Origin of the sequence: Candidatus Sulfidibacterium hydrothermale (assembly GCF_020149915.1) — a bacterium.
Classification (GTDB): Bacteria; Bacteroidota; Bacteroidia; order Bacteroidales; family F082; genus Sulfidibacterium; species Sulfidibacterium hydrothermale.
Map to the genome: position 1 here is coordinate 305,244 of NZ_CP083760.1, position 11,809 is coordinate 317,052.

The following is an 11,809-nucleotide window of genomic DNA, read 5'->3' on the forward strand; positions in this document are numbered from 1 at the left end:
TTCTTTTTTCTGCAAATGTATAATAAAAGCGACAGCACTCAAGTTCCGGGGTTTTTAAAATTCTGTTTGCTATTTAACCATGTTGATTCTTTTTGTTTAAATTTGTCAAGAATTATGAAACGCAGGCAGATTCTGTCAGCGGCCTTCCATTGATTCGTTTAGCTATGGTAAATAAATAATAGTCAGCCATTTAATTACAGTAATTATGAAAAACAAAGTACACCTGTTACAGGGAATATTCATTACTTTCCTGTTTTTGTTTTCATTTCAATCCTTGCAGGCACAGGAATGGAAGCGTTTTTTACCCCAAGACAAAGTAAAAAATCATACCCTTACGTTAGAAGATTATCAACAAGCTTTCTCGAAATACTGGCAGGGCGAAAAGATGAAAGAAACGGAAGCCGAACGGGAAGTGGAAGATGAGATCAGGGATGAAAATTATGAAAAGTTCATGCGTTGGGAGTGGTATTGGGAAACGCGTGTTGACCCTAAAACCAAAGCTTTTCCGACAACAACAGCCTGGGATATTTATCAAAAGTATCTGGCACAGCATAAAACAAAATCAGCACTCGTTGAAGACGATGGCGATTGGGTAAGTATCGGACCAAACCAAACACAGGGCGGTTACGCCGGATTAGGACGTATAAATTGTGTGGCTTTTAGTCCTGTTGATACGAATACTTTGTATGTGGGTACGGCATCTGGTGGTGTTTGGAAAACAACCGATTTGGGGAATACCTGGACCCCGCTGGGCGACTTTAATATGTCTTTGGGCGTTGCCGATATGGTGGTTGAAAATCACGGCGGAGACGATATTGTTTATCTCGGTACCGGAGATAAAGACCATTGGGATACTTATTCCATCGGTGTCCTGAAATCGACCGATGGAGGAAAAACATGGAATACAACCGGACTTTCCTGGAAACTGACAGATTATGCCATGGTTTACCGGATTTTGAAAGATCCGGATGATGATAATACACTTTATGTGGCCACCAATAAGGGGTTGTATAAAACAACGGACGGAGGCGTTTCTTTTAATGAAATTGATGCGCATCACTTTCGTGAAATAGAATTTAATCCGGATGACAAAAGCATTATGTATGCCGGCGATTCGTGGGGCGGAATTTTTTATAGCACGGATGGTGGCCAAAGCTGGACCCAGGTAATTGATAAGAATGATGTGGGTGCCGGAAGAGTAGCTATTGCTGTGAGCCCGGACAGTGCTAATGTTGTTTATGGTTTAATTGTGGGATCTGATAATGGCCTTTTTGGTGTTTACCGGTCGAATGATTACGGACACACTTTTCAAGTTGTACAGGATACGATTAATTTGTTAGGTTGGAATTGTACAGGAACCGACGATGGTGGACAAGGATGGTATGATTTGGTGTTGGTGGCCGATCCAACAGATGCCAATACTGTTTATGTTGGCGGTGTGAATACCTGGGTTTCGCATGATGGTGGTCATCATTGGGCACTGGCTAATCACTGGTCCAGTACGTGTTCTAATCAAAATGAAATTGTTCATGCCGATAAACATTATATGGCTTTTCAACCGGGAACAAATGCATTGTTTGAATGTAACGATGGCGGTATTTATAAAAGCAACGATGGAAAACATTGGACCGATTTGACCAGTGGCATGGCCATTAGCCAAATTTATCGTTTAAATACGTCTGCTACGGTTTCTGATGAGGTACTTACCGGATTGCAGGATAACGGAACCAAACTTCTTTCTTCCGGTACCTGGACTGATGTTATGGGCGGTGACGGGATGGATTGTCAAATAGATTATACCGACGTAAACACCCAATACGCAGAAAATCCGAATGGGGCTATTGAACGGACAAAAGATCACTGGAGTCATTCTGAAGATATTTCAAGCGGATTGGACGGAGAAGGTGCCTGGGTAACCCCGTTTTTACTTGATCCGAAAGATCCTAAAACGATTTATATCGGATACTCTGATGTGTACAAATCAACAGATCAGGGGGATACTTGGACAAAACTGAGTAACTGGGGCGGCAAAACCTTAAAGTCTCTTGCAGTAGCGCCTTCCAATACAAAATATATTTATGCCGCGACTTATTCTATTATCTATAAGTCGGAAGATGGAGGAAGCACCTGGACAAATATTACTTCTAACTTACCGGTAGATTATGCCTCCATCAAATACATTACGGTAAAAAATGATGATCCGAATACGGTTTGGGTTGCTATGGGTGGTTTTAATGACTTGGGTGTTTTTAAAACGGATAACGGCGGTGAAAGCTGGGAAAATATTTCTACCGGTTTACCGGAAGTACCTGTAAACTGTATTGTTCAGAATACAGCAAAAAAAGATACTGTTGAGCTGTATGCCGGAACCGATGTTGGCGTTTTTGTCCAGCAGGATTTATCGCGCTGGATTCCTTTCAACAAAAATCTTCCCAATGTGGTTGTGAACGATTTGGATATTCATTACGACGGAACCGGCAGTGGAAAATTGTTTGCCGCTACTTTTGGCCGTGGATTGTGGACATCTCCTTTGTTTACCGGATATATCGAGCCCATCAAACAGGCATTGTTTGAAGCCGATAACCTTCATCCTTATGTAGACGATACTGTTCGGTTTACGGACATGTCTACCAATCATCCCACATCGTGGAAATGGAAATTCTCTCCGGCAACCATTACTTATTTGTCTAATACGGATTCTACTTCACAAAATCCGGTAGTGAAATTTAATGCTTCCGGATCTTATACGGTAACCCTTACCGCGACGGGCGACAGTACGTATACGCTTACACAAAACGATTACGTTCAGGTAAAAGATTTGTTAAGTGTTACGGTAAAAGCCAACCGTACAACGGTTTGTTCGGGTGATACCACACAACTCTTTGCAATCATGAGCGGAGGCTCCGGAGATTATAATTTTAATTGGAGTACCAATCCTTTAGGATGGACTTCTTATGAGCAAAACCCAATCGTGAAACCGTTTCAGGACTCGGTTTTATATATCGTTCAGGCATTTGACGGAAGTCTTTCGGTGAAAGGCAGTGTTATGATTTACCGGGTTGAATGTACCGGCATACAGAACAACGAAGCCCTGTTGGGAGAAGTTCGTATTTATCCGAATCCGAATACCGGAACTTTTATGGTGAAAGCGGATAAGGAATTTTATCAAATTACTATTTACAATCATGCCGGGGTAAAAGTTTATAGTAAAGTCTTCAACAGTAAGGAGGCTTCAATTCATCATCATTTTGCCCGGGGAGTCTATCTGGTTAAAATATCAGTGGGTTCGGCTAATGCCGTTAAAGGCGTTATAACGCGGGGTATTGTTGTGAAATAGATATCTAAGAAAGAGAAAAAGCCGGGTTTCATAATGAGCCCGGCTTTTTTTGTGATGTGAAGTTTGGCGTTTTGTTTGCTTTTCGGTTAATTCTCTCGGTTTATGGTAAAATGGATGATTTCTTCCAAGGCTTTACGGCCTTCGTTTTCAGGAAAATCACCCAGTAACCGGATGGCTTCTTCTTTGTATTCCATCATTTTTTTACGGGCATATTCCAGCCCTCCGGACTCCCTGACCTGGCGAATTAATTCTTCTACTTTTTGTGGGTTTTTATTTTGATGTTTTATGGTCCGGATAATTCTCCGTTGTTGTTTCTTATCGCTGTTTTTTAAAAGAAAAAGGAGAGGAAGGGTAATCTTTTTTTCTTTGATATCTATGCCGGTTGGTTTGCCGGTGACGGATGTTTTTTTATAGTCCAGTAAGTCATCCATAATTTGAAAAGCAATACCGGTCAGTTCTCCTATTTTCCACAGCTTGTCAATTGCTTCACGGTTATTTGTTACGGAAAGTGCTCCGGTGGCAAAGCAGGATGCCAGCAGGGATGCTGTTTTTTTACGGATAATTTCAAAGTAAATGTCTTCGCTGATATCCAGTTTTCTTGCTTTTTCAATTTGTAAAAGTTCGCCTTCGCTCATGTCTCGTGTGGCTTTGGAAACAAATTCCAGTAAATGCGGATTTTTTGTTTCCACTGCCAGCAGTAATCCTTTTGCCAGTAAATAGTCTCCGGCCAGAACGGCGATTTTGTTTTTCCAAAGCGCGTTTATGGAGAGCAGTCCTCTTCGCTTGTTTGAATCATCCACGACATCGTCATGAACCAGCGTTGCAGTGTGTAATAACTCAATGAGCGTGGCAGCGTAATAGGTTGTTTCTGTAATTCCTCCCATCATTTTCGCTGTGTAGAGAACAATAACCGGTCTGATCTCTTTACCTTTTGTTTTAAGGATGTATTTCATGATGATATCCAGCAGCGGTACTTTCGACCGGATGGTTTCTCTGAATACCTTATGGTAGGCTTTAATTTCTTCTGCTATGGGTTTTTTTATCTCTCTTAACCGGGACATTTTTTTCTTTTCAAAATTACCGTATTTTCCGGAGTTTTTTCATTGTTTCTCTTTTTATTTTAGGGGAAAATGAAGCGTGAAAGAAGTTCCTTTCCCTTTTTCGGAAGTTACGCGTATGCTTCCCCCAGCTTTAAGAATCAAATTCTTTACAATTGCCAGCCCTAATCCGTTTCCTTTTGATTTTGTGGTGAAATAGGGAATAAAAATGTGTTTTCGTTCTTCTTCATCCATTCCTTTCCCGGTGTCTTTTATCTGAACGATGGCTGTTTCTGTTTTTTTGGTGACATATACTTCGATCTTTTTTTCCGTACTTTTTTCCATGGACTGGATGGCATTTTTGAATAGATTATTCAAAATACGGACTAAATCGCGTTGTGAAATGGCTACATTAATTTTTTCTGTTTCGGTGTTGAATTCGATTTTTACCGGATATGATTTTCTGAAGAGGCTGATGGTTGATTGGATGGTTTGGATCAAATCAGCTTTTTCCTCTTTCGGTTTTTGGGTTTTTGAAAAATCATAGAACATATCGACCACCTCATTCAGTGTTTCTATTTGGTCGATGAGCGACTGGCTTATGGTTTCTGTTTTTTCTTTGAACGACGGGTCGTTTGCCTGGTACAGTTTTTTTAAATATTGAATATTTAATTTCATTGGGGTGAGCGGATTCCTTATCTCATGGGCAATTTGTTGTGCCATTTCTCGCCAGGCTTTTTCTCTTTCTGAGTCTTTTAGCAAACGGGCACTTTCTTCCAGTTTGTCAACCATGCTGTTGTATGCTTCTATGAGTTTTCCGATCTCGTCCTGCCGTGGCCATTCAATTTTTTCGTTTTGTTTTTCAATACTTACATTTTTTATTTTTTGCTGCAGTACCTCCAATGGTTTCGTCAGTAATTTGGACAGATAAATCATGATGAGCATTCCAATCAGTCCGCTAAATACGAATAAATTGATCAGATTGGTCAACATTCGGAAGTAGGTGTATTGCAGTTCTGATTGCCGGGCAAAATATGGCAGGTTGATAATTCCGGCTTCTTTCCCGTTCTCCAGAATTAGCGGGGCATAAGCAGAATAAAATGTAGCGTTTCTGATTTTTTCTTTGCCGAGATAGAACAATTTGTGTTCTTTTTCGATTTTGAAAAATGCTTCCGGATTCATGAGTTTCGATTGTAATCCTGCGCTAAAAATTTCAGGTCTCGATGAGGTAATAAGAAAACCGGACGGGTTGTATAAATGGATATCCGTGAAAAAAATCATGGAAAGTTTTTGCAGATAAATTTGTAAGCCTGCCGGCTGGTTGGGGTACGGATAAAAATTTTGTTTTAGCTCTATGGCTACCGAGTTGATTTTTTCTTTGAGAATATTACTGATATTTCTTTTGCTGTTGGTGTTGAAATACGAAATGATCACCATGGTGAGAATGGCGTAAACTACCATCATGGCCGAGAACATGGTAATTTGTAAACGGGTACTGAACGAATAACGATAGGTTTTCCGGATTTGTTTTCCGTAGGTTATGACAATGTAAGTTACCAGAATAATGGCCAGCAAAATAAATGATAACGAGAAAGGAAGTAGCCGGTCGGAGAGTTTGGTTTGCGGCCGGCTGACGATCAGGATTTCATTTTTCCCTACCGGAATTTTATAGTGCGTGAAACCATCCAGGTTGATAAATGTCCTTTCCGGTTCTGTTTTGTATTTTGCCATGTCGATGGGGTACAGAAAATCGCCAAACTTATATTCCAACTTTCCCTGTCGATAAAAAGCAAAGGAATAACCGGAGAGATTTATTTTGTCTTCTTTTTTATTTTGTAACAGCTCCGGGTAGCCAATCCCTTTGGGGATGATGTTGGTGAAAAATTCGACATATAAGTTGAAAGGCGTGTTCTTTTCGTTGTATTTGAATTGGGCCAGGTAATAAATACTTTCTCCTGTATTGGGGATGAACGAGAGCTCAAAATGCGTTGTGCTGTCAATTACCGGACCTTTTAGCCGTTTAAAGAACCTTTCGCATTCGATAAGCCGGTTTTCCGGCTGAATCTCTAATTGTTGTCCCGGTTCGCATAAGGTTACCTGTGTCGTGTAGGCCTTAAGTGTTTTGCCAAAGTATTTTTGTGAGAGTATTTTTTTAATCGCAGATTCTTTATTTCCACTTTTCCCGTAGATGACTTTCCGAATTGTTTGATCGTTTAAAATCTTGGCCGCTTTGTTTTTTACCATGTATTCTAAAAACGGGTCTCTTTTTTGGGTAAGCAGATTGGCCGTGTAAATTTGTCGGGCGTTTTTGTTGGCTTTTTCATTTTGGTTTAAAACGAAAGCGATGACCAATGATAAAATAAAGATCGTTAAAAGGCTGTGGATGTACGGTTTTTCTTTTCGGTCAATTTTGTATATCGTGATGGTGAGTGAGGTGGTAATGAACCAGGCTGCAATGATTTCTTGTTTGTTGAACGGGAAAATCAGAAAGAAAATGGCAGCTATAACCAGTAAAAGGGCCAGCACATAACTGTCTTTCAGTTTGTTTTTTTTGTAAATTGATACGAAGAAATCAATCCACAGATAAATGAGGACATTAACAACAATCAGGATAAAGATATTTACGAATCCGGTTTGGGTAAAGTAGATGTTCTCATGAAATAATATTCCTGAGCGGTTTTGTATCAGACTTTCTGTAACGGAATAGAAAAGAATGGGAATGCTCAATACGATGATTTCTATCCCCAATATTTTTAGCCATTTGTTCTTTTGCCATTTTTTCTGATCTTCTTTTTCTGTATTCCGCAAAAACTGAAGAAACACAATAAACCAGATGGCATTTATTAGAATATCTGCTGCCGTGTGAAATCCCGGAATTTTTGTCAGCGGGTTACTGGCAAACTCAAGACGGAATATTTCCGGGAATCCGGCCCATGCAACGATCAGCCGTAGAAAAATTAAAACAAGAATAAATAAAAACTGTTTGGTTCTTTTGGATATTCTTTGTGGCTTTTGAATTTGATAGAAGACGAAAACCGATTCCAGTCCGGTATAAATGATGATCAGGTAGAGTATGAAAAACCATAAAGGAATGGCTTTGGGTTTTTGTGTTTTGTCGGTTGTAATGGTAATGTTCCAATTTTTTAGCGGGATGTTGTTTTTGTTAAAATGTAGCCCTTTGATAATTCGGCTTCCCGGTGGCAGGTTTTTTTGGTTTAAGGAGATGAAAACCGAAATGGTGAATTTGTTTTGTTTTTTTTGGTAGAGGAGATAGAGTTTGTTTTTTTCGAAGTGAAAAACAGGGGTGTTGATTTTTGTCATCTGAAGAAGGTGCTCCGGGAAAATGTTGTTGTTCCAAAAGACGATTTTCCCTTTTTGGGTGATGACAATGATGTCTTTTGACTTTTTAAACTGTTTTTCTAATATGGTCCAGTTGATCTCTTTTTTTTGCTTCACTAAACCGGACACTTTGTTTGCTGTTGTAATGGCCTGATTAACAGTTAGCTCAATCTTGTTTTTTGCCCGTTTAACTACATTTTCCGGCGCATAAAACTTTTCCGTTAATAAACTGGTCGTAAAAAACAGAAAGAGAAGAAGGAATAACAGGGTTATCCTGCGATAAAATTGTTTTTTTTTCTTTTCTTTTGTGTAGATGGGCATCGTATTCTTTTTTCTTCCGAATACGTAAAAGTACGAAATTAGTTTTTCTTTTGATCGGTTGCTTTTTCAATCACATAAATCAGGCTTGAGTATTCTCCGGTTTGTCGGGCCGACCGGTTTGATCTCCATCCTTTGATGAACCCCCTAAACAGGGGAAGTTTTTTTTGCCGGTATTTTTCGCTCAGATAGGATACATAATACGCATCCATTTTCATGGGAACGATTTTTATGATTTTTAATTCTTTGTTTTTCAATAGGTTGCTTAACGATTCCTTTGTAAAATGGTATAGGTGCCTTGGAACGTCTAATGCGGCCCAGTATTTATGATAATGTTTTGAATCCCAGCTGTTTGGGTTTGGTAGAGCGATGATTATTTTCCCGTTATCTTTTAATAATCTTTTGGTTTGATCAATTCTTTTGTTGATATCGGGCACGTGTTCCAGTACATGCCACATGGAAATGATATCAAATTCTTTTTTCGGCCACTGGTCTAATTTTGTTTCTGTTTCTATTTGCAGGTGGTAATTTTTTCTTCCGAACGTTCTTGCTTTTTCGCTGGGTTCTATTCCTTTTGTATCCCACTGTTGTTTTTTGAAAAAATTTAATAGTTCGCCGGTACCACAACCGATATCCAATATTTTTCCGCGCTTGACATACTGATTGATTAAGTTGTATTTTTTCCGGATATTTTTTTGCCTTAGTTGGGCATAAAGAAAACTTAATGGGTTTTTCTTTTCCGTTTGGTGTGAAAAATATTCGTTCGACTGGTAATATTTGGGAAGTTCTTTTTCCTCAGGTTGTGGAGTGGTAAAACGTATTTTACAGGTTTGGCATTCCCATATTTCAAAAGCTTCGCCCGTTAAAAAATAATCTTTTGTTTCCAGAAATTTTGTTGTCTCTTCAGAGGCACATACCGGACATTTTTGCATCTTTTCCATTTTGGTTGTTTCACGTGAAACATTCTTTCTTATCGGCCTAAATAAACCAGTAAAACGTTAATGTCGGATGGAGAAACCCCGCTGATTCGTGCTGCCTGGCCGATGGTTTTAGGTTTGATTTTCGTAAGTTTTTCTCGTGCTTCGTATGAAATGGATTTTAATTGTTGATAATTGAAATCGGGTTTTAAAGGGATGTTTTCCAGTTTGTCTAATTTAATGGCGATCTCCTGTTCCTTTTTAATGTATCCATCGTATTTGATTTGGATCTCTGCCGATTCGATACACTGGTCGTCAATTTTGTTTTTTTGAGTGAATGTTTTTAGTGCCGAAAGTTCTTCGGTTAAGTCGCTCAGGCGGATTTGCGGACGTAATAATACTGTGGCTAGTTTTACTTTTTGTTTTAGTGGTGCAGTATTATTCTTTTCTAAAAGATGATTGATTTGTTCCGGAGCGATCCCTGTCTCTTTTAAAAACGTAATGAGCTGTTCTATTTTTTCTTTTTTTGCCTGATATTTTTCAAAGTGGGCAGCCGGAACCAGGCCTAACTGGTATCCTTTTTCTGTTAACCGGGTGTCGGCATTATCTTGACGCAGCAGAATCCGGTGTTCTGCTCTGGAAGTAAACATCCGGTACGGTTCGTCCACGCCTTTGGTGATCAGGTCATCAATCAGCACGCCGATATAGGCTTCTGAGCGCTTTAATATGAACGGTTCTTCTTCTTTTATTTTTCGGTGGGCGTTGATGCCGGCCATGATTCCCTGTGCCGCTGCTTCTTCGTAACCGGTGGTTCCGTTGATTTGTCCGGCAAAAAATAAATTTTTTATTTTTTTGGTTTCCAGGCTCGCATTTAATTGTGTCGGCGAAAAATAATCGTATTCAATGGCGTAACCCGGTCTGAAGATTTTGGCATTTTCCAGGCCCGGGATTTTTCTTAAGGCTTTTACCTGGATATGATCGGGCAGGGATGATGAAAAGCCGTTAAGGTAGTATTCAATGGTATTCCATCCTTCCGGTTCAACAAATAACTGGTGCCTTGATTTATCCGAAAAACGTTCAATCTTGTCTTCGATTGACGGACAATAGCGCGGTCCGACTCCTTTTATTCTTCCGGTGAACATGGGTGATTCCGAAAATCCGAGTTTTAGGGTGTCGTGTACCTGTGGAGATGTATAAGTAATCCAGCAGCTTTTCTGTTTGGTTAGTTTTGTTTTTTCGAAGAAGGAAAAATTCCCCGGATTTTCGTCTCCTTTTTGTTCTTCCATTTTCGAAAAATCGATGGTTCTCCCGTCGATTCGAACCGGGGTTCCCGTTTTTAGTTGGAGAGTTTCAAATCCCAGTTTTTTAATTTGGTCGCTAAGACCGTAGCTGGCCGGGTCACCTAACCGGCCTCCGGGAAATTGCTTGGTTCCGATATGTATTTTTCCGTTCAGGAAAGTCCCGTTGGTTAAAATAACCGTTTTGGATTTAATCTCGATTCCCATTGCGGTTTTTACTCCGATGACGTAATCTCCGCGAATCAAAAGGCCGGTTACGGTATCTTGCCAGAAGTCGAGATTGGGTGTTTGTTCCAGCATATTTCTCCATACGGCTGAAAACAGCATCCGGTCACTTTGGGCTCTCGGGCTCCACATGGCCGGCCCTTTTGATTTGTTTAGCATACGGAACTGAATCATGGATTTGTCCGTTACGATTCCGGAATACCCTCCCAATGCGTCAATTTCGCGTACGATTTGGCCTTTGGCAATGCCTCCCATGGCCGGGTTGCACGACATTTGGGCAATGGCATTCAGGTTCATGGTGATCAAAAGTGTTTTTGATCCGAGATTTGCAGCGGCAGCGGCAGCTTCAGAACCTGCGTGACCGGCACCCACAACAATCACATCGTATTGTTCAAACATTTCCATGATGTTCCACGTGAAACAAAATTATTTTTGCGGCAGCAAAGATAGGTAATAATCTTCTTTGGCACGCATCTGTTGCCTTTCTTCGTCGGTGTGGTCGTCGTATCCAATGAGATGTAAAACTCCGTGAACCAAAACACGAGCCAACTCGGTTTGAAAAGGGATTTTCCTTGTTTTTGCGTTTTCATTAACCCGTTCCGTACTGATGAAAATTTCTCCGGAAATTATTTCCGCAGAACCCGATAGTGGAAAGGTGATGATATCGGTGTAATAATCGTGCTGTAAAAATGAACGGTTGATCTGAAGTAAACTTTCATCGGTGCAAAAATGATATAAAATATCTCCTGTTTTGTATTGCTCAGAAGCAATTACTTTTTTTAACCAATTGGAATAAACAGAAGGATGAAAGGAAAATTTATCTGCACTATCAAATTGAAAATTAATCATTTAACTATATTGTATATTCTTCCTGTTTTTGAATTTGTTCTGGTGGTTCTCCCGAAATATCTTCAGGAAGTTCCCCGAGATTAAATTTTAATATTAGTTCGGTTTTTTTTAAAATGACCTCGTCACAGACTTTTTGTATTAAAAAGATGGCTTTTGTCGGACTGTCTTTTGCTTCATCCGGCAAATAGTGCTTTTTGAATGATGCCAAAATAGCCGGCGTTAATTCGGCAATGCTAAGAATAAAAAAATCATTTTGCCGGGAAGCCGTCAGGGTAATTTCCTGATTTGAGTGGACGATGTGTTGAAATAAAAGCGTGCAGGCGGTTTGAATATTTCCGCGATAAATGGTATTTACTTTCCATAGATCGAAAAGATACTCCAGAAAAAATTCAAGATTTACCTGAATGGCTTCTGTGGATTTTATCTGATAAGCTGCAGTCAGATTCATTGTTGTCCGTGTTTTTATTTTGCCTTTTATACCCGGTTTTG

Annotated in this window: 7 protein-coding genes; 1 reads left to right on the forward strand and 6 read right to left on the reverse strand. The window is 39.8% G+C overall.

Going from position 1 to position 11,809, the window contains the following annotated elements:
- The first annotated feature begins 205 nt into the window (after nucleotides 1–205).
- Nucleotides 206–3,337, forward strand: coding sequence for a VPS10 domain-containing protein (locus LA303_RS01205; protein WP_240526118.1), 3,132 nt, complete (start codon nucleotides 206–208; stop codon nucleotides 3,335–3,337).
- A gap of 86 nt (nucleotides 3,338–3,423) precedes the next feature.
- Here the strand turns inward: LA303_RS01205 and LA303_RS01210 are convergent, their stop codons facing one another.
- Genes LA303_RS01210 through LA303_RS01235 form a run of 6 tightly spaced genes read right to left on the reverse strand, consistent with a single transcriptional unit; the run spans nucleotide 3,424 to nucleotide 11,768 of the window.
- Nucleotides 3,424–4,398: a polyprenyl synthetase family protein gene (locus tag LA303_RS01210; RefSeq protein WP_240526119.1), complete on the reverse strand. Its 975-nt coding sequence runs from the start codon at nucleotides 4,396–4,398 to the stop codon at nucleotides 3,424–3,426.
- A 54-nt stretch (nucleotides 4,399–4,452) separates the two neighbouring features.
- A complete protein-coding gene (locus tag LA303_RS01215; protein WP_240526120.1) occupies nucleotides 4,453–8,034 on the reverse strand; it encodes a sensor histidine kinase in 3,582 nt (1,193 codons plus the stop codon).
- Nucleotides 8,035–8,072: 38 nt separating this feature from the next.
- Nucleotides 8,073–8,972 carry a class I SAM-dependent methyltransferase gene (locus LA303_RS01220; protein WP_240526121.1) on the reverse strand — a complete coding sequence of 300 codons (900 nt, stop codon included), beginning with the start codon at nucleotides 8,970–8,972 and terminating at the stop codon, nucleotides 8,073–8,075.
- A 29-nt stretch (nucleotides 8,973–9,001) separates the two neighbouring features.
- A complete protein-coding gene (gene mnmG, locus LA303_RS01225; RefSeq protein ID WP_240527090.1) occupies nucleotides 9,002–10,870 on the reverse strand; it encodes a tRNA uridine-5-carboxymethylaminomethyl(34) synthesis enzyme MnmG in 1,869 nt (622 codons plus the stop codon).
- 27 nt (nucleotides 10,871–10,897) lie between these two features.
- Nucleotides 10,898–11,320 carry an rRNA maturation RNase YbeY gene (gene ybeY, locus LA303_RS01230; protein WP_240526122.1) on the reverse strand — a complete coding sequence of 141 codons (423 nt, stop codon included), beginning with the start codon at nucleotides 11,318–11,320 and terminating at the stop codon, nucleotides 10,898–10,900.
- 4 nt (nucleotides 11,321–11,324) lie between these two features.
- Nucleotides 11,325–11,768: a hypothetical protein gene (locus LA303_RS01235; RefSeq protein WP_240526123.1), complete on the reverse strand. Its 444-nt coding sequence runs from the start codon at nucleotides 11,766–11,768 to the stop codon at nucleotides 11,325–11,327.
- Nucleotides 11,769–11,809: the final 41 nt, after the last annotated feature.